Here is an 18,307-nt window from a genome sequence, read left to right on the forward strand (position 1 = left end):
TAAGTTTTTCGGCTTGAAAACTCTTGCTATATGCAATTACTCCACTGCTTTAATTCTATGGCAACTTGAGGTTTTAGGGGCAACTTAACTAACATTTCAAAATCAGAGAATGAACCAATTACAGTTAAAAATTCATCGTTAGTCTGCATATCAACTTCCAGACTACTGAGTTTCTCAAACTTAAAGTTCATTAACTCTCGTGAACCTTGCTTCCATAAAATTGATAAATCACCATAAAATCCATTTATTTTAACAGTTAAATGACCGACGAAGTAAATGAATTTGTTGATTGACCGTATTGGGTACTAAAGGGTTCGCCTATTGACTGGCGGTGTTATATGCAAAGTACACATTAGCCAAGCCAAATATAAACTGCCCAAGTAACTGGTAGTAAAGTTAGCGACATATAAAATAAAGCCATCCTTAACTTTGAACTATTAGAAGGCGGAATACCAACCATTAACACTAACCATGCTATTAGGCTTACGGCACCTAAAATTAAATTAGAAACGCTAAATGCCACATAACCAATCACTGCACCTAGAAGCAAACCAATTGACAGAAATGTTAGAGTATAATTACCGATATTTGTCATTGGTGATTCGTTGAGCCCAGCTTTATCAAAGACGCTAATACCTTTACCGAGGCTGTAGCGACCCAAGACAAAAATATAAATATATTGACTAATTTTACATATATATCTGGCAGCTCATTTTTCATCGAACCCCTCGAAAACTACAAAAAAACCAAACTGGAGTTAAACATTTTAACTAATAAATCAATAGCATATAAAACAAAATGTCATATAATGGGTTAAATTTGTCAAACTATGGGTGCATTATGTCAATGTATGGGTTCAGCGACAATTAATAAATCAATAATCAAAACCCAACTGCGCTTTAATGCCGTCATTAAACGCGTGCTTTATCGGTTGAACCTCGCTGACTGTATCGGCTAACTCAATAATGTCGCGATGACAGGCGCGGCCGGTAATAATGACATGCTGCATTGGTGGGCGATTTTTTAACGCCGTTAATACTCGCTCAAGCTCGATGTAGTGATAACTCACCATGTAGGTTAATTCATCTAACAACACCATATTGATCGATTCATCTTTAAGCAGTTTTTCGGCTTCAACCCAGGCTTCCATTGCGGCTTGAGTGTCTTTTTCTTTGTCTTGAGTTTCCCAGGTAAAACCGGTTCCCATGACATGAAACTCAACCCCTGCGCCTTCTAATAAATTACGCTCACCACAAGCCCAGGTGCCTTTAATAAACTGCACTACAGCCGCTTTATGGCCATGACCCACAGCGCGAGCAACCGAGCCAAAACCTGAAGTTGATTTGCCTTTACCGTTTCCGGTGAGCACTAACAAAATGCCCTTTTCATCTTGTGCTGCAGCAATTTGAGCATCTACGCCTTGCTTTACTTTTTGCTGGCGCGCTTTGTGACGCTGCGCTTTAGTAGCATCAACTTCGTTTGTTGATTCATTGTCGTGATTTTCGGTTGTCATATCATTATTCCTGTTGATGTGCTCATCTTAAAATGCACTGCTAATGAGTCTGTAATACGCGCAAAGGGTTATACGCGGATCGGATTAATTTGTATTTGTTGTATATCGAGTATATGACCGCTGAAATACTATTGCTTTAATGCTAATGGCAAGCCAGCGACCACCAGCGTCACTTGATCTGCTATTGACGCGATAGCTTGATTTAACCACCCGGCCTCATCGACAAACCGACGATTGAGCTCGCCCATTGGCACAATCCCAGAACCGACTTCGTTACTCACTAAGATCACATCACTGTGTAATTGGGTCAGGCATTCAAGCAATGCCACCTTTTGCTCAGGCCAACGCCCAGGATTTGGGTCGAGTAAATGATTGGTTAACAGCAGCGTTAGGCAGTCGACTAAGATGACTTGTTGCGGCTTATCAATTGCCGTTAGGGTTTGGGCAACGTCAAAAGCTTGTTCGTGTAGTGTCCAGTTATGGGCGCTGGACACTCTGTCTTGCTGGTGCTTGGCAATACGTTGAGTCATTTCATGGTCTAGCGCTGTTGCGGTTGCAACATAAACGCATGAGTAACCAATGGCTGCGTATTCGGCAACACGCTGCTCAGCAAATCGACTTTTGCCACTGCGTGCACCGCCTAACACCAAATGAATCATTAGCTTAAACCCACTGCTAATATCACTAAATAGCAGCAAACTTCGCTAATTTGTTGCGCTGCACCCAGCGTGTCGCCAGTGTAACCACCAATCTGTTTGCGAAAAAAGCCACCCAATAAAATACGGACTAGCCACAGGGTAATAAACAACACAAAAGCGGCTAGGCCATTGAGCCACAACAATACAAAAATCCCGCTAGCGATTAAAATAAACAAGTCGTTTAATTGCTGGTGTTCAGCAACCGGTTTCGATTTGCTGCTGTCATCATCGCGAACATATTGCTCACTAAAAATAAAACTCGATGCCAATACTCGGCTCAACGTGTGCCCTGCAATGAGCGCACTCACCGCCGCCATTGGACTGTAAAGCGCAAGCTCAACCAATAGTTGCCATTTAAGCAATAACACGAGTCCTAGCGCTAAGGCACCATAACTGCCTAAGCGTGAATCTTTCATAATTCGTAACTTATCAGCTACCGTCCAACCACCGCCAAAGCCGTCAGCGGTGTCAGCTAAGCCATCTTCATGAAATGCGCCCGTGACGAACACACTCGCAACCATCGACAATAATATGGCAATGCTAGTAGGCAAAATTAATTGAGCTAACCAAAACACCAACGCACAAATTAAGCCAATAACTAATCCCACTACACCAAAATACCGGCTGGCCTTGTTGAGTTTATCGTTATCAATTACTACCCACGACGGTATTGGGATGCGAGTAAAAAAACTCATCGCCACAAAAAATAAATTTAACTGCCGCAACCATTTTATATCGCCAGACATTTTGCCCCTTTAAACCACATTATTAACGCCAGCATCATCGAAACTGGCCATTTGATTGTAGAAATTTACAGCCCCTTGAATGAGCGGTAAGGCCAACGCAGCGCCAGTTCCCTCTCCTAATCTTAATCCCAACGATAACAATGGTGTGGCCTGTAATGCTTGTAGCATTAATTGATGCCCTTGCTCGTGCGACTCATGAGCAAACACTAAATAATCGTGTGATTGTGGCGCTAATTTTAGCGCAACTAATGCTGCAGCAGTAGCGATAAAACCATCTATCACCACTAATATTTTTTGCTCTGCCGCCGCCAAAATTGCACCGGTCATTTGCACAATTTCAAAACCGCCCAAGTGAGCTAAAATCGACTCAATTGACGTAAATTCATTACGATGTAAATCGATTGCCTGATTAATTAATGTGACTTTTTTTGTTAATGTCGCATCATCAATGCCTGTACCACGCCCTACACATAGATCAACATCAAGATTAAGCACTGCCGCCATCAACGCCGCTGCCGCACTGGTATTGCCAATGCCCATTTCACCTAAGGCAATCATGCTGGTGCCATTATCGACATGCCTTTTGACCAACAGTTTTGCAAATTCAAACCCCTGACGGACTTGAGCTAACGACATCGCAGGTTGCAAATGCATGGCTTGGGTACCCTCGCCCAAGCGTTGATTAACCACACCTGAATCAGTGGCTAATGGTTGTAAAATACCGCAATCGATGACTTCTAGTGCAAAACCGACCTGACGACAAAACACATTAATTGCCGCGCCACCATAAATAAAGTTATGCACCATTTGGGTGGTCACTTCGCTCGGCGCAATTGACACACCATAAGCCGCAATACCGTGGTCGGCAGCAAACACCAGCATGGTGGGCTTGTTAATATATAACGGTAAATGGGTCGAACTCTGGCTCGATTCAGTGACCGCTGATTCTGTGCGATTAAGTAAAATGTGACTCAATTCACTTTCACGGCTGTATTGCACCCTAGCGATTTGCTTCGCTAAAGACTCAAGCTGCCCTAACGCACCGAGAGGTTTGGTTTTTTGGTTAATTTTGTGCTCTATGGCGTCATCATATTGGCGACTCGCCGCGGTAACAGAAAATAACGATTGTGCAATAGATTGTTGGTTCAATTCTCAACCCTTTTATCGACGATGACGCAAAATAAACAAAAAGAACACACTGCCAAGTGCTGCCGTAATAATGCCAACTGGTACTTCTTGATTTGTTAATAAACAACGGGCAACAACATCAATCCATACCATAAATAAGCCACCTAACACCGCTGTTAAGATCATCGGCTGACGCCCAGAAAACAACAACCTAACAGTATGGGGGATCATTAACCCCACAAAACCAATACCGCCACAACTGGCCACCAGCATTGCGGTAATTAATGAGCACAATAACAACATGCTTAGCCTAAGTTTGGCAACATTAACCCCTAGGGTATGCGCGCTCTCATCACCCGCTTGTAGCGCCATAATTTGTCGCTTAAAAGCCAACATAATCAGTAAGCTTGCGCCAACAGTTACTGTAGGGAGCCATAACTGGGCCAACTGGCTTTTGCAAAACTGCCTAAGCTCCAAAATAATACCGACGCAGCCGCTTGCGGACTGGAAAAATACAACAACAAACTGGTTAACGCGCCAAATAAAAATGAGGTTGCCACCCCAGATAACAACATGCGCTCAACCTGACTTGTGCGGCCAATACCAGATAACACCACCACTAATAGCACAGATAAACTGGCACCAATAAAAGCTCCAACAGGTAAACTGAGCATCGACCAGGATCACCAGGGTTGGTGACCAAGTGACGATACCACCAGCGCACCGCCAAACAGCTGGGCAAAAATCCCCGTTTGACTGAATAGCGAAATCACCACAACTGCTCCAAATGATGCACCAGAGCTAATACCAAATAAATACGGGTCTGCAAGCGGATTTCGGGTCACGGTTTGCAACACACTCCCAGCCAGAGATAAGCCTGCACCGGCCACAAACGCCAACAAAATCCGCGGTAAACGCAGCTCTAAAATAATCCGCTGGCTTAAATTTGCGCTATAGCTTGCATCGTTATGACCACTGATAAACGATGTCAAAACACCCAATACATCAGACAGCATAATATTGGCAGCACCAAAACTGGCGGCAAAAAACGGGGTCACTATGGTTGCTAGCACAATCAAAGCTAACACACTGTAATAGCGAGTATGAGTAGCATTAATCATTGTGTTGGCTCACTTTATTATTACTTTGATAACCATAAAAATAACTGATCAACGGCTTACCATGCTGGGGATGTTGATTAACCTCGCAGCACACGCCAAATACATCGCTGATTTGCCGTTCGCTAAGTACCGAACTTGGATTGCCTTTGGCGATAAGCTTACCTTGATCAAGTAACAGTAATTTGTCACACATGGCACTGGCTAAATTTAAGTCGTGGATAGAGGCGATGACGCTTATCCCAAGCGAGGCCACCAATTCTAAAATTTGAATTTGATAACGAATGTCTAAGTGATTTGTGGGTTCGTCTAATATAAGGATTTGCGGTTGCTGCACAATTGCGCGGGCAATGAGTGCCCGTTGTTTTTCGCCACCAGACAATTGCTCGTAAGGCTGTTGGGCATGCTGACTTAGACCCACTTTAGTTAACGCCGTGTCAATGAGCTCACGGTCACGCTGAGTTGTTGAGTCAAATAAGCCTTTATGCGGGGTTAACCCCATGCTCACTAATTGCTCTGTAGTCAGGTCAAAATAATGCGGTGTGTCTTGCTGCACCACCGCTACGGTGCGCGCTAACGCCTTAGCCGAATAATCGCTAATATGTTTAGAAAATAGCGTAATATTGCCGCCGCTAGGTTCAATATAACGATACAAACAGCGCAAGAGGCTAGATTTACCGGCACCATTAGAGTACAATTAACCCTAACATTTGCCCTTTAGGTAAACTGAAATGAATATCTGCAAGAATGGTTTTACCACCAACTTGCCAAAAAAGATGTTCAACATCTAATACCGACTCAGGCATGGTTTACACCTCGACATGCCCAAAAAGTGCTACTAAAGATCAACATAATAACTCCCCTAAGTCACCCGCTTAGGTATAGATATTGAGGCAATTCAAAGCTGGTATCTGACTTATATTCAATAGGCTATTGAATATCTACAGTTGCGGGTACAGTTTGGGCTTATCCCAATTCCCAATACCTTAAATTACATAATGATTAACGAGTTTCCAAAATTTGCGGCCAATTTAACCTAAAGGTTGCTTTAGCTTGATGTGTTTGGTTATCTACAAGAGATGTAACGTCATCGCTTGGGACATCCCAGTACACATCAACAGACATAATAGCAGCATAGGGGATAGCAAGGTTAGCGAATAATCCATTGTTTTGGCTGCTTTTAAGTACATAAGCCATAATGCAGCGCATTACCCCGCCATGAGTGACCACTAGGGCTTGCGGGTTATTTGCTTCAGGCTCATCTGTTGCATTTAGCGAGTGCCACATGCTGTCGACCACAGCCATAAAACCTTGCTGCACTCTTTGATAAAAATCCACCAAACTCTCACCATTTTCAGGCGTATTGTCTACTTGCCATGGGTCTTGCCAGTACGCATCAAATTGGCTTGGGTTGGCTTGATAAATGGCGTCATAGGTTTGGCCGTCCCATATGCCAAAGTTAACCTCTTGCAATGCGGGCAATACAGTGAGTGGCAAATTTAATTGTTGAGCAATGCTAGTCGCAAAACTTTGGCAGCGCACTAAAGGAGAGCTAAAAATCTGCTTCAAAGGCAATGGCACACAGCTAACAGCTTGGTGCATTTTCTCTCGACCCTGCTCTGTTAATGCCACATCTATTTGGCCACGGGCGATTTCACCACCTTCACACTCACCGTGACGCAAAAATACAATTCTGGCTTGTTTCATTTAATGCCACCTCAGCCTTGCCCTTTGAATAAAAACTCGCGTATTATAGCCGTCTATACGTTTATATGTCTAAATGAAGTTTTTAAGTCATCATTCAGAACAGACTCTTTGCCTTGTAAAATCAGGATATCGCCCTTTTCCATCTATTTAAGGGTATGCTTATCTCAATCAAGGTATCAAGCAACATAGTGATAAAAAGGTAACCGTTTATGGCGAAGTCGACTTCTCACAGTCAAACACTTGAACAACTTAACGCATTATTAGCAGAGCGTATTGTGATTTTAGACGGTGCGATGGGCACCATGATCCAAAATCATAAGTTGCAAGAAGAAGATTATCGCGGTGAACGCTTTAAAGATTGGCATTGCGATGTTAAAGGTAACAATGACTTATTGGTACTCAGCCAACCCGAGCTTATTAAAGCTATTCATGTTAAATACTTGCTCGGCGGTGCCGACATTATTGAAACCAACACCTTTAATGCCACCACCATCGCCATGGCCGATTACGACATGCAAGCCTTGTCTGCCGAAATTAACCGTGAAGGTGCCCGCATCGCTCGCCAAGCAGCTGACGAAGTGGCCGCACAAACCGGTAACCCACGCTATGTTGCAGGGGTACTAGGCCCCACTAACCGCACCTGTTCAATCAGCCCAGATGTAAACGACCCAGGCTTTCGTAATATTAGCTTTGATCAATTAGTGGAAGCCTACGTTGAATCAACCAGCGCATTAATAGAAGGTGGCGCCGACATCATTATGGTCGAAACCATATTTGATACTTTAAACGCCAAAGCCGCTTTATTTGCCATTGAAACCGTATTTGATCAAATTGGCGAACGTTTACCAGTGATGATCTCGGGTACCATTACCGACGCATCAGGCCGTACATTAACCGGCCAAACAACCGAAGCCTTTTACAACTCACTGCGTCATATTAAGCCGTTATCGATTGGCCTTAACTGCGCCCTTGAGTCAAAAGAGCTGCGCCCTTATGTAGAAGAGTTATCACGTATTGCCGAATGTTATGTGTCTGCCCACCCTAATGCGGGCTTACCTAATGAGTTTGGTGGTTATGATGAAACCCCAGAAGAAATGGCCGAGGTCATTATTCAATGGGCAGAAGAAGGCATGCTTAATATTGTCGGCGGCTGTTGTGGCAGCACGCCAACGCACATTAGTGCCATCCGTGAAGCAGTATTACGCCATGCACCGCGTACGTTACCGGAGATCCCCGTTGCTTGTCGTTTATCGGGATTAGAGCCATTAACCATTGATCAAAACTCATTATTTGTGAACGTCGGCGAGCGCGCCAACGTCACCGGCTCTGCTAAATTTTTACGCTTAATTAAAGAAGAAAAGTTTGAAGAAGCACTCGATGTAGTGCGAGAGCAAGTTGAAAACGGCGCGCAAATCATCGACGTCAATATGGACGAAGGCATGCTCGACGGCGCCGCGTCGATGACCAAGTTTTTAAACTTAATCGCCTCTGAGCCAGATATTTCTCGCGTGCCGATTATGATCGACTCATCTAAATGGGACGTCATTGAAGCTGGCCTTAAATGCGTGCAAGGCAAGTCGATTGTTAACTCAATTTCGATGAAAGAAGGCGAAGAAGCCTTTATTAAACAAGCTACATTAGTGAAACGCTATGGCGCTGCGGCGATTGTGATGGCGTTTGACGAGCAAGGCCAGGCTGACACTCGCGCCCGTAAAACCGACATTTGTACCCGCGCCTATCGCTTATTAGTCGATGTAGTCGGTTTTGCGCCAGAAGACATTATTTTCGATCCGAACATTTTTGCTATTGCCACCGGTATTGATGAGCATGATAACTATGCAGTCGACTTTATCGAGTCCATCAAAGACATCAAAGCCACTCTGCCACATGCAATGATTTCAGGCGGTGTGTCAAACGTGTCATTCTCGTTCCGTGGCAACAACCCTGTACGTGAAGCCATTCACGCAGTGTTTTTATACCATGCAATTCAAGCAGGTATGGACATGGGGATTGTTAACGCCGGCCAATTAGCCATTTACGATGACATCGATAAAGAGCTAAAAGACAAAGTCGAAAACGTGGTCCTTAATCTGCCTTGCCCAGTGGCCGACTCAAGCAACACAGAGCAGTTGCTCGACATTGCCGAACAATACCGCGGTGACGGCACCCAAGTGGCCAAAAAAGAAGACTTGGCATGGCGCAGTTGGCCGTTAATGAGCGCCTGTCTCATGCGCTGGTTAAAGGCATTACCGAATTTATCGACGAAGACACCGAAGCTGCGCGTCTTGAAGCCACCCGCCCACTTGATGTGATTGAAGGTAGCATTAATGGATGGCATGAACGTGGTTGGAGACTTATTTGGCGCCGGCAAAATGTTCTTACCGCAAGTGGTCAAATCAGCCCGGGTAATGAAAAAAGCTGTCGCCTATTTAAACCCGTATATCGAACTTGAAAAAGTTGAAGGCCAATCGAACGGTAAAATCTTGATGGTTACCGTAAAAGGCGACGTACACGATATTGGCAAAAACATTGTTGGCGTTGTGCTGGCGTGTAATGGTTTTGAAGTATTCGACTTAGGTGTGATGGTGTCGGTTGAGAAAATTCTCGAGGCGGTAAAAGAGCACAATATCGACATTATTGGTATGTCTGGATTGATTACCCCAAGCCTAGATGAAATGGTGCACAACGTGAAAACCTTCCACCGCGAAGGCTTAACCATTCCAGCCATTATTGGCGGTGCAACCTGCTCTAAAATTCATACCGCAGTGAAAATTGCCCCACATTACCCACACGGTGCCATTTACATTGCCGATGCTTCGCGCGCTGTGCCTATGGTGTCAAAGTTAGTTAACAATGAAACTCGCCAAGCCACCATTGACGAAACCTACGCTGAATACGACATTATGCGTGAAAAACGCCTGTCGCAAACCAAACGTAAAACCATCGTGTCAATTGAAGCCGCTCGTGAAAACCGTTGCAAACACGACTGGGAAAACTACACCCCATTTACGCCAAATGTACTTGGGCGTCAGGTGTTTGATGACTATCCGTTAGAAGATCTAGTGGAGCGCATCGACTGGATCCCCTTCTTTAGAAGCTGGGAGTTACACGGCCATTATCCTGAAATTTTAAACGACAACGTCGTGGGCGAAGAAGCACGCAAACTGTTTTCCGACGGCAAAGCCATGCTAGACACCATCATCAAAGAGAAATGGTTAACCGCCAAAGGCGTGATTGGACTATTTCCTGCCAATACAGTGAATCATGACGACATTGAGCTGTATACCGACGAAAGCCGCACCACAGTTGAAATGACGACTCATCATTTACGCATGCAGCTTGAGCGTGTGGGTAACGACAACTTTTGTCTTGCAGACTTTGTTGCGCCAAAAGACTCAGGCGTCGCCGATTACATGGGCGGCTTTGCGGTAACCGCAGGCCATGGTATTGACGAGCACATAGCGCGCTTTGAAGCCAATCACGACGACTACAATGCCATTATGCTCAAGTGTTTAGCCGACCGTTTAGCCGAAGCCTTTGCCGAGCGCATGCACGAGCGTGTTCGTAAAGAGTTTTGGGGATACGCCGCCGATGAAGTCTTAGACAACGAAGCGTTAATTCGTGAACGTTATAAAGGTATTCGCCCAGCACCGGGTTACCCAGCATGCCCAGACCACACAGAAAAAGGCTTGTTATGGGATTTACTCAAACCCGATGAAACCATCGATTTGAACATCACCGAAAGCTTTGCCATGTATCCAACTGCAGCGGTTTCTGGCTGGTATTTTGCCCACCCTAAATCACGCTATTTTGGCGTGACAAATATTGGTAAAGATCAGGTAGAGGATTACGCTAAGCGTAAAGGCATGAGCTTAGCAGAAGCAGAGAAGTGGCTAGCGCCAGTGCTTGACTATGACCCTGAGTAAAGAGTGATCCTGAGTAAAGCGTGAGCCGAGTAAAGAGTGACTCTTTGTTGAAAGTGATCTTGAGTAAAGAATGAGCCTGAATAAAGGGTGAGCCTGAATAAACTTTGATTCACCTATCATCTTGATGATGCATTTAACGCATCATTAAGATGATTTATCAGCCAATCCACTTACTCGTCTTTTTTGCAGGCATTATTTAACATTCCCGACAGACAGAACTCCCACACCCCAATAGCTTATTGATAGGTGCTGCCATTGTGCTTCAGCCATCCACCGATATGCTGCCCGCGAGGATCGTGGTGAGTCCAATGAATAACACCGCCTTTATTATTAAACTCATACACACCATAAAACTCGACGGTATCGCCAACATTAAGGCCATTTATGCGTGGGGCTAAATCGATATTATGGGCAACGAGTAAAGTGCCACCATTGACAATTTTTAAAATAAACCGCTGATGACGACTGCCTTTAAGATCATCTGACAGTACTTTTATCACATTACCAGAACCCGCCACTTGAACATTACTTTGTCGATTATCAATGGCACTTTGTAAGGCGCTATTACTGGCACTGGCAACGGTATCAGCTGCGAAAACGTTTTGTACTATTTGAGTGGTTTGAGCGTTTTTGTCTAAATAGCCAAATAACGCGATGCCGAGTAAGCCAATGAGCAGTATTTTTTTCATAATTATCAAATCCCTTGTGATAACAAGCCAAGTTTTTCTTGTTCTAAAATCTTACTATGTTGAATTAACAACAAGTCTAATACCTCAGGCGATAAACTAAAAATTTGCACTACATACTCACCAGAACTTGAATGGGTTGCTTGCTCACCTTCATAGGCAATGTGTAAGCCTAATCGCTTTAAGGTTTTCTGATCATAACTAAATAACTGCGCGTCTCTTTTATCGTGTAACCCCGGCATCATGCCTATCACCGTCACAATCTGATTCACCTTTACCTTGTTGAAAAAGTCGAGTTCAGCTTGACGCCATTTCGCAATAAATTGTTCATCTTTTATGTTAGATTTATCAACTTGATTTTTGGATTGCTGTAAAGATAAGTAGAGTGGCTGCAATGCACCGCCATGCCAACCTAATAGGCCACCTTGTTTGACCGTAACATCATTACTGGCAGTAGCAATATAATTAGCACAAGATGATGCGCAGACTTTGTCTACTATCACCTTTAACTCGTATTGATATACCAGTTCACCAAATCGAATGCCTGCGAATACTTCACCGCCACCACTATTGATGATCAGCGATTCTATTTTTGTTGGGCTGTTAGTTATAAGCTGTTCAAAAGAGGCGACATTATCAGCGGTGATTTCGCCACTATAAACAATTGTGTTTGCTGAGAGTGGATCTATCACCACACTGAAAGGTTCAGGCTGGCTTGCACATCCAGCTAAGGTGAAAAGTAAAACAACGAGTAAATTACGCATTCATATTCCATTATGATGTTGAATAAAATAAATTATCACGAAAAACTGCTTTTGCGTAAATTGATAAACATTAAAAATAACCCGTTCGGTTATTAATATTATGGGCAACGAGTAAAGTGCCACCATTGGCAATTTTTAAAATAAACCGCTTGTGACGACTGCCTTTAAGATCATCTGACAGTACTTTTATCACATTACCAGAACCCGCCACTTGAACATTACTTTGTCGGTTATCAATGGCATTTTGTAAGGCGCGATTACTGGCACTGGCAACAGTATCAGCCGCGAAAACGTTTTGTACTATTTGTGTGGTTGGAAGGTTGTTATCTAAATAGCCAAATATCGCGATGCTGAGTAAGCCAATGAGCAGTATTTTTCCATAATTATCAATCCATTATTATAATGCTTTAGTTTAACCTAACATTACAAACTCTGCTCTGCTAAAAATCGCACCAATAATAATGTCAGCGTTTCCCGGCGAGATTTATCTGGCCAAACGGCATAATATCCAAGCGGCTTAAGCTGCCACTCAGGTAAAACATGCACCAATTCACCCGTTTTAATCTGCTCTCTTGCAACAGGTTCAGGCAAAATCGTTAAACCGAGGTTTTGCCGGGCAAAATACCACAATGCATCGGCACTGTTTACGCTGATATTTGACGTTTCAGTCACACTCACTTCTTCACCTGTTTTCGAGGTAAAATCGACAGTACTCGCGCGCATACTAAAACGGATCCAGTTCCAGTCTTTTAAGTCAGTAGGATGCTTAGGTACAGGATGCGACATCACATATTTGGGCGCTGCCACCAACAAACGCTGACTTTCACCTAATTTACGGCACATCAACGTACTGTCTTTTAACCAACCGACTCGAATACTCAGGTCGATTTCTTCATTCAGAATATCGACGACCTGATCTGTGTAATGTAACGACAACGTAACAGTAGGATATTGCAGTGAAAATTGAGCAATGGCGCCCGAAATGGCCGATGAAGTTAAAAACGCAGGCATGGATACTTTTAACGAACCAATAGGCTGTTGCGAATAGCCATTTAACTCATTTATACCGGCTTCAGCACTGCGGGTTATTTCAGCCGCATGAACATATAACTTACGGCCTTCATTCGTCAAAAATAGCTTTCTGGTGGTTCGGTTTAGCAAGCTTACGCCAAGATATTGCTCAAGATCTGATACCGTCTGGCTGACTCGAGAGGGAGCTAAACCCAGTGCTTTGGCAGCAGCCCTAAATGACCCTTCATCAACCACCTTGGCAAATACTGACATATGGCGTAAGTGATTTATCATTATTCTGAATTCAGGAACTATAAAGTCAAATTACTACATATATTACCATCAATTAGAAGCAAGTATAGTTAGCGTTATATTCAACAAAGAACATTTGGTTGATAACAACAAAACTTCAATTACCTGCACACAATACAGAAGGTTTATATGAACACTCGCAGCGCAACAATTGCATTATGTATCGCCACAGCATTGGTATTGCCATCATTAGCTAATGCACAAGGTTTTTATGCTACCGCTCAATTAGGCTACAGTCAGCAGGCAAATGACGTGACACCTTATGGTAACAACATTGCAGCTGACAGTGACTTCCCTGGGGAGTTCGATGCCAGCGACAGCGCTGTGGGTGGGATCGGATTTGGTTATGCTTTTAACGAACAATATCGAATTGAAAGCCGCCTGAGCTATCGTGATGCAAGCTTCAACGATACAAAATTAGGTACCGGTGCCCGTAACGGCGAAGAATATCTTGTAGACGGTAACATAGAAACAACAACACTGACGTTAGAAGCCTTTTATGACTTTGCAAACAGCACTGCATTTACCCCATATATTAAAACGGGTGTCGGTGTCGCCTTTAATCGCTTTTCAGCAAGACTTGGAGGTGCCGGAGTTGCCGCGTTTGACCCGTTTGATGGCAATGTAGATGGTTACTATGATGCTTATAGCGATGAGGATTCAACCGAGTTTTCATGGAATGTCGGCTTAGGTGCTAATTACGCCATCAGTAAAACCGTGTCAGTTTATGGTGAATACCAATACGCTATATTTGGTGACGTAAGCACAGGGCAAGACTCTTTTACCGACGGTTTTAATATCGATAACGCCTCTGCCCACGAAGTGATGTTCGGCCTGCGTGTTTCACTTTAAACATTTGCTAAATCAATTAATACTTAAAGAGATATTATCATGACAAAACTCGCTAAAATTGTATTAAGCCTTTCACTATTGGCTGCTATCCCAACATTATCTTTTGCAGAAGTTATTGAAGTTGCTACCTTTAAACTAAAAGATGGCGTGACTTACCAACAATTCTCACCATTAGACAAAGCGGTTGAAACAGAACACGTTTCCAAACAGGCGGGGTTTTTATCAAGAGAAACAGCCAAAGGTTCTGAAGGTGAATGGTTAGTTATCGTCCACTGGGATAGTGTAGAAAACGCCGATGCATCGATGAATAGCTTTATGACAGCGAAAGCCGCAAGCGATTTTATGGCGCATATTGATGCTTCAACCATGAACATGAAACGCTATACCAAGTAATTTAGCTGCTAATATTTACAAAATAAAACGCCATAATGTGAAATAACATCATGGCGTTTTATTGTTTGATAGACAAAAGGTCGTATCAAAGAAATTAAGCGAACATATTTTCGAATAAACCCAGCCCATTTAAGCAATACACAGCTAATCGCTCTTTTCAGTCAATTTATTTTACTGATGCTAACCACTGATCAAATGACGAAGCAGGCATAGCGCCAGATTGCTGCGCAATCACTTTGCCTTGTTTAAATACCATTAAGGTTGGGATAGATCGAATATTAAATTGAGCCGCTAAAGCTTGTTGCTCTTCGGTATTAAGCTTACCAAAGCGGAATTGTGGCTCCCACTTTTTAGCGGCTTGAGTAAACACCGGCGCAAAGCTTTTACACAGATCACACCAACTGGCCCAAAAGTCCACCACCAGTGGTAATTCAGACTTATTAGCATGGTGGGCAAAGTTCGCCGCGGTTAGCTCTATGGGCTCACCTACAAACACAGGCTTTTTACAATGACCACAGGTTGGTTGTTGCTCAAGACGTTCATCAGGGACGCGATTTAGGGTATCGCAATGTGGGCAAGCTATTATCATGATATGACCTCATCAACTTCATTATTGAGACGAATAAATCATAAACCTTGTTGGTGTGTTAATCGAATAATCGATGCTATTTTTATGATACCAATCAGGATAAATAAGTGATCAGAAATTGTGTAGGAAAAATCGCTTAGAGTACGGAAAAAACTGAATCTAGCTAGCTGTTCTGACTTCAAAATTTCTAACGACGCTATAAGCGATTTTAACCAGTAAGAATGATCACATTGTTGTGCTGATTACACGCCACTTGCAACCAAAAACGTCTATTACTCTGAAAATTGAACAGCCGCGATTTGTTGAAGCACTATGCGTCTATCATGGTCGCAACACATGGCACTTATAATAAATGACTCGAAATTATCTTTGATATTTCCAACATTGAAGACTTACCCGTGAACTCAAATTTTACCTTGCCGATGGCCGAGAAGTAGATTTCTAATTCAGAATCAAGATCAAAAGTGCCTGACGTTTCGATAGAATAAGCCACAATATTTTTGTAAGGCAAAGAGGTAAAATCTTTTTTACTGCCCGTAATACCTTGAACATTCACCGCGATAATACGCTTATTAGTAAACACCACCCCATCACGCATCGTTTTATAAGCGTCGACTATTCGCTCATCATCTAAAAGCAACTCTGCCACTTTTTCAGCAAAGTCAGGGTTTTGCTTAAGCTTAAAAAAGCCTTTATTATTAAAATCTATCATAAAACATCCTTTTTATATTTAAAGCCCGCATTTAACTGATTAAATTTCTGACGCAGACACATCTTTTTATACAAAAACTTAAATAATATTTTCAAAATATCTCTTCAATCATGCCACCCATGATTAAATCATGAAACTTCAATCATGCCACCCATGATTAAATCATGAGAAATAACTGAATAACTCTTTTAAAAATGCCACCCATAATTATATCTAACAACATAACGCCTTTTGATTTGAGTTACCAACATTGGTTATTCTTTTCTCAACAAACAAAATCAGCAAAATTATTCACTGCGGATCACTTAACATTTACAAAATCAGATATTTGGTTAAACACTTCACAGCAGAAGGACTTGATATTGATCAAGTATCAGATGAGATATTCTCAGGAATGATACTAGAGCTTAAGCACACAGCCAGCGCTGGCAGTTTGAAGCTCCTTGTCGTCGTTTTCGCTCTAAATGCTCGCAATATTCAGTTAATGCGGGTAATGCACCTACGGCACCTTTGAATAAAATACCAAATTCAGTAGTGATTTTAAGCCAATTATCAGCGGGAATATTGAGTCTATTTAAGATATCTTGGCTACTTGAACTTATCGCGCCATGCTTATCTTCTCGTATAATTCTGCCAGTGTCATCAACCAGTTTGATGTAGTCTTTGACACTGAACTTTAGCCCATTAGTCATGTTTAAATGTTCATTACCAATAAAGGGTAATAATTCGGTTGGTTGCTCACCTTTTATCGCTGAAGCTATTCGGCGTTGAATGCTGGTGTAATCAGAAGTTTCAGGAGTAGCAGCCACATTAGCGCGGATGGGGTTTAAATCGACATAAGCCATACAAGCTAATACTGCGGCCTCATCGAGTAATGCTTGAGACTTGAATCTTCCTTCCCAGAAACGACCAGTACATTTATCTTCTTTATTGGCCATTCTTGCTATTGGTTCACTGAGGGAGCGCATAAACCAGCTAATATCAATTAAACGTTTACGATATTCTGTAATGCACTCATCAACTGTTTGAAGTTCAAATTGGTTAAGGTCTTCACCTTTAAGATACTTTTGAGTTAGCAATGTACCCTTAAAGCCTTTGTGCCACTGAATCAGCACCTCTTTATCTGACCATTGTCTTACTTTATCTGGGTCGACCTTTAGCACCACATGCAAATGGTTACTCATCACAGCGTATGCACAAATATCAATAGCAAAGATGGTCGCCAACTCAAGAATGCGTGAATCGACCCACTCGCGTCGATGCTCAAAGTTCTCGCCTGTCACATGATCAATACCACACAAAAAGGCTTTACGGACTACACGCGAACAGCAGTGATAATAAGGTGTATCTTCTAAGCTCACGATAGTTTGTCTGAGCCTGGCCATCATTCATTACCTACAAGTATATAAGGATACTTAAAGACTAGACTAACGATTAAATATTCGCCAGAAATCTTGGGTGGCTATCTTTGGGAGAAGTATGCTGCCAAAAATCTTGGGTGGCCATGTTTGGGAGAAGTATGCTTAAGAGGAAATTAACATGGTTTCCTCTTATTTTTATGTGATAAGCGCTACGGCCTTCATGGCCGTAGGTTATAAAAAGGGAAAGGTTAACAACCTGTGGTGACGGTTGTAATCTCAGGTTCACCTGCACTCTTCCAGTGGTATTGGAAATAACAACTGGTTGCGATAACATCAGTTGAGGTGGGCTGTGCAACATCAAGTGCCGACTTAGGGGCAGCGACTACGGCATAACTGCTGCTTGATACATAAATTCGATACGACCATTCATCCATGTCCAGGCCTGCGGCCTCAAAAATTTCAGATGACGTGGTGTAGCCCGAATTAAAACCACTGCCACTGGTATTCGCAGCAGCAGCCCAAGGTTGGTAATTACTGCCTTTCACACCAGAAAACTCAACCGTGTCAGTCATCGCACTGCCAGACGTTAAGGTTTTAGTTTTAAATAATGTCACAGCGCTTTTAATTGACCCAACAGCCCCATTAATCGCTGATATGTGGGCATCAGTCTTTAAATTGATAAACTTAGGCGCAGCTACAACAGCCAAAAGACCTAATATAATAATAACCACGACCAACTCAATCAGTGTAAATCCTGTTTGGCGTGGAGCTGTCAATTTATTCATACTGTG

Annotated in this window: 16 protein-coding genes, 3 pseudogenes and 1 riboswitch; of the genes and pseudogenes, 3 read left to right on the top strand and 16 right to left on the bottom strand. The window is 42.9% G+C overall.

Annotation, left to right across the window (positions count from 1 at the left end; translation table 11 throughout):
- Positions 1–352 precede the first annotated feature (352 nt).
- The 8 genes and pseudogenes from N4T56_RS14705 to N4T56_RS14740 all read right to left on the bottom strand — a co-directional run bounded on the left by N4T56_RS14705 (position 353) and on the right by N4T56_RS14740 (position 6,910).
- Positions 353–595, bottom strand: coding sequence for a hypothetical protein (locus N4T56_RS14705; protein WP_261733745.1), 243 nt, complete (start codon positions 593–595; stop codon positions 353–355).
- 279 nt (positions 596–874) lie between these two features.
- The gene (gene cobO, locus N4T56_RS14710; RefSeq protein ID WP_261733746.1) at positions 875–1,513 is read right to left on the bottom strand and encodes a cob(I)yrinic acid a,c-diamide adenosyltransferase; all 639 of its coding nucleotides are present in this window, start codon (positions 1,511–1,513) and stop codon (positions 875–877) included.
- A 128-nt stretch (positions 1,514–1,641) separates the two neighbouring features.
- The gene (gene cobU / locus N4T56_RS14715) at positions 1,642–2,172 is read right to left on the bottom strand and encodes a bifunctional adenosylcobinamide kinase/adenosylcobinamide-phosphate guanylyltransferase (protein ID WP_261733747.1); all 531 of its coding nucleotides are present in this window, start codon (positions 2,170–2,172) and stop codon (positions 1,642–1,644) included.
- Positions 2,172–2,957, bottom strand: a complete 786-nt coding sequence (locus N4T56_RS14720; RefSeq protein ID WP_261733748.1) for an adenosylcobinamide-GDP ribazoletransferase — start codon at positions 2,955–2,957, stop codon at positions 2,172–2,174. Before N4T56_RS14720 ends, cobU begins: the two co-directional genes overlap by 1 nt.
- Positions 2,958–2,966: 9 nt before the next feature.
- On the bottom strand, positions 2,967–4,106 hold the full coding sequence (gene cobT, locus N4T56_RS14725) for a nicotinate-nucleotide--dimethylbenzimidazole phosphoribosyltransferase (protein WP_261733749.1): 1,140 nt from the start codon (positions 4,104–4,106) through the stop codon (positions 2,967–2,969).
- Positions 4,107–4,118: 12 nt separating this feature from the next.
- Positions 4,119–5,206, bottom strand: a pseudogene (locus N4T56_RS14730) (FecCD family ABC transporter permease).
- Positions 5,199–6,009, bottom strand: a pseudogene (locus N4T56_RS14735) (ABC transporter ATP-binding protein). Before N4T56_RS14735 ends, N4T56_RS14730 begins: the two co-directional pseudogenes overlap by 8 nt.
- 79 nt (positions 6,010–6,088) lie before the next feature.
- A riboswitch (cobalamin riboswitch) is annotated at positions 6,089–6,207 on the bottom strand.
- Positions 6,206–6,910, bottom strand: coding sequence for a histidine phosphatase family protein (locus N4T56_RS14740; protein ID WP_261733750.1), 705 nt, complete (start codon positions 6,908–6,910; stop codon positions 6,206–6,208). Its footprint overlaps the riboswitch before it by 2 nt.
- 209 nt (positions 6,911–7,119) lie before the next feature.
- Between N4T56_RS14740 and metH the strand changes: the two are divergent.
- Positions 7,120–10,836, top strand: a pseudogene (metH, locus tag N4T56_RS14745) (methionine synthase).
- A gap of 236 nt (positions 10,837–11,072) precedes the next feature.
- Here the strand turns inward: metH and N4T56_RS14750 are convergent.
- The 4 genes from N4T56_RS14750 to N4T56_RS14765 all read right to left on the bottom strand — a co-directional run bounded on the left by N4T56_RS14750 (position 11,073) and on the right by N4T56_RS14765 (position 13,591).
- On the bottom strand, positions 11,073–11,525 hold the full coding sequence (locus N4T56_RS14750) for a DUF3465 domain-containing protein (RefSeq protein WP_261733751.1): 453 nt from the start codon (positions 11,523–11,525) through the stop codon (positions 11,073–11,075).
- A gap of 5 nt (positions 11,526–11,530) precedes the next feature.
- Positions 11,531–12,286, bottom strand: coding sequence for a hypothetical protein (locus N4T56_RS14755; RefSeq protein WP_261733752.1), 756 nt, complete (start codon positions 12,284–12,286; stop codon positions 11,531–11,533).
- Positions 12,287–12,356: 70 nt separating this feature from the next.
- Positions 12,357–12,677, bottom strand: coding sequence for a DUF3465 domain-containing protein (locus N4T56_RS14760; RefSeq protein ID WP_315903090.1), 321 nt, complete (start codon positions 12,675–12,677; stop codon positions 12,357–12,359).
- A 32-nt stretch (positions 12,678–12,709) separates the two neighbouring features.
- Positions 12,710–13,591 carry a LysR family transcriptional regulator gene (locus N4T56_RS14765; protein ID WP_261733753.1) on the bottom strand — a complete coding sequence of 294 codons (882 nt, stop codon included), beginning with the start codon at positions 13,589–13,591 and terminating at the stop codon, positions 12,710–12,712.
- A gap of 147 nt (positions 13,592–13,738) precedes the next feature.
- Here N4T56_RS14765 and N4T56_RS14770 point away from each other — a divergent pair, with 147 nt between their 5' ends.
- Together N4T56_RS14770 and N4T56_RS14775 are read left to right on the top strand one after the other, a co-directional pair.
- Complete coding sequence (locus tag N4T56_RS14770; protein WP_261733754.1) at positions 13,739–14,461, top strand: outer membrane protein; 723 nt, start codon at positions 13,739–13,741, stop codon at positions 14,459–14,461.
- Between the two features lie 39 nt (positions 14,462–14,500).
- Positions 14,501–14,854 (top strand): hypothetical protein, encoded by a 354-nt coding sequence (locus N4T56_RS14775; protein ID WP_261733755.1) that lies wholly within the window; start codon positions 14,501–14,503, stop codon positions 14,852–14,854.
- A gap of 166 nt (positions 14,855–15,020) precedes the next feature.
- Here N4T56_RS14775 and trxC read toward each other — a convergent pair whose 3' ends face one another.
- From trxC to N4T56_RS14795, 4 genes are all read right to left on the bottom strand, one after another.
- Complete coding sequence (gene trxC / locus N4T56_RS14780) at positions 15,021–15,443, bottom strand: thioredoxin TrxC (RefSeq protein ID WP_261733756.1); 423 nt, start codon at positions 15,441–15,443, stop codon at positions 15,021–15,023.
- A 343-nt stretch (positions 15,444–15,786) separates the two neighbouring features.
- Positions 15,787–16,155, bottom strand: a complete 369-nt coding sequence (locus N4T56_RS14785) for a PH domain-containing protein (protein ID WP_261733757.1) — start codon at positions 16,153–16,155, stop codon at positions 15,787–15,789.
- 407 nt (positions 16,156–16,562) lie between these two features.
- Positions 16,563–17,540: a transposase gene (locus N4T56_RS14790; RefSeq protein ID WP_261734842.1), complete on the bottom strand. Its 978-nt coding sequence runs from the start codon at positions 17,538–17,540 to the stop codon at positions 16,563–16,565.
- A gap of 224 nt (positions 17,541–17,764) precedes the next feature.
- The gene (locus N4T56_RS14795) at positions 17,765–18,301 is read right to left on the bottom strand and encodes a type II secretion system protein (RefSeq protein WP_261733758.1); all 537 of its coding nucleotides are present in this window, start codon (positions 18,299–18,301) and stop codon (positions 17,765–17,767) included.
- Positions 18,302–18,307: the final 6 nt, after the last annotated feature.

It is taken from the genome of Shewanella phaeophyticola (assembly GCF_025398315.1).
In the GTDB taxonomy this organism is placed as follows: domain Bacteria; phylum Pseudomonadota; class Gammaproteobacteria; order Enterobacterales; family Shewanellaceae; genus Shewanella; species Shewanella phaeophyticola.

Coding starts and splice junctions, on each gene's coding strand:
- N4T56_RS14705 (WP_261733745.1), bottom strand. CDS start 595: ATGACAAATATCGGTAATTATACTCTAACATTTCTGTCAATTGGTTTG.
- cobO (WP_261733746.1), bottom strand. CDS start 1,513: ATGACAACCGAAAATCACGACAATGAATCAACAAACGAAGTTGATGCT.
- cobU (WP_261733747.1), bottom strand. CDS start 2,172: ATGATTCATTTGGTGTTAGGCGGTGCACGCAGTGGCAAAAGTCGATTT.
- N4T56_RS14720 (WP_261733748.1), bottom strand. CDS start 2,957: ATGTCTGGCGATATAAAATGGTTGCGGCAGTTAAATTTATTTTTTGTG.
- N4T56_RS14740 (WP_261733750.1), bottom strand. CDS start 6,910: ATGAAACAAGCCAGAATTGTATTTTTGCGTCACGGTGAGTGTGAAGGT.
- N4T56_RS14750 (WP_261733751.1), bottom strand. CDS start 11,525: ATGAAAAAAATACTGCTCATTGGCTTACTCGGCATCGCGTTATTTGGC.
- N4T56_RS14755 (WP_261733752.1), bottom strand. CDS start 12,286: ATGCGTAATTTACTCGTTGTTTTACTTTTCACCTTAGCTGGATGTGCA.
- N4T56_RS14765 (WP_261733753.1), bottom strand. CDS start 13,591: ATGATAAATCACTTACGCCATATGTCAGTATTTGCCAAGGTGGTTGAT.
- N4T56_RS14770 (WP_261733754.1), top strand. CDS start 13,739: ATGAACACTCGCAGCGCAACAATTGCATTATGTATCGCCACAGCATTG.
- N4T56_RS14775 (WP_261733755.1), top strand. CDS start 14,501: ATGACAAAACTCGCTAAAATTGTATTAAGCCTTTCACTATTGGCTGCT.
- trxC (WP_261733756.1), bottom strand. CDS start 15,443: ATGATAATAGCTTGCCCACATTGCGATACCCTAAATCGCGTCCCTGAT.
- N4T56_RS14785 (WP_261733757.1), bottom strand. CDS start 16,155: ATGATAGATTTTAATAATAAAGGCTTTTTTAAGCTTAAGCAAAACCCT.
- N4T56_RS14790 (WP_261734842.1), bottom strand. CDS start 17,540: ATGGCCAGGCTCAGACAAACTATCGTGAGCTTAGAAGATACACCTTAT.
- N4T56_RS14795 (WP_261733758.1), bottom strand. CDS start 18,301: ATGAATAAATTGACAGCTCCACGCCAAACAGGATTTACACTGATTGAG.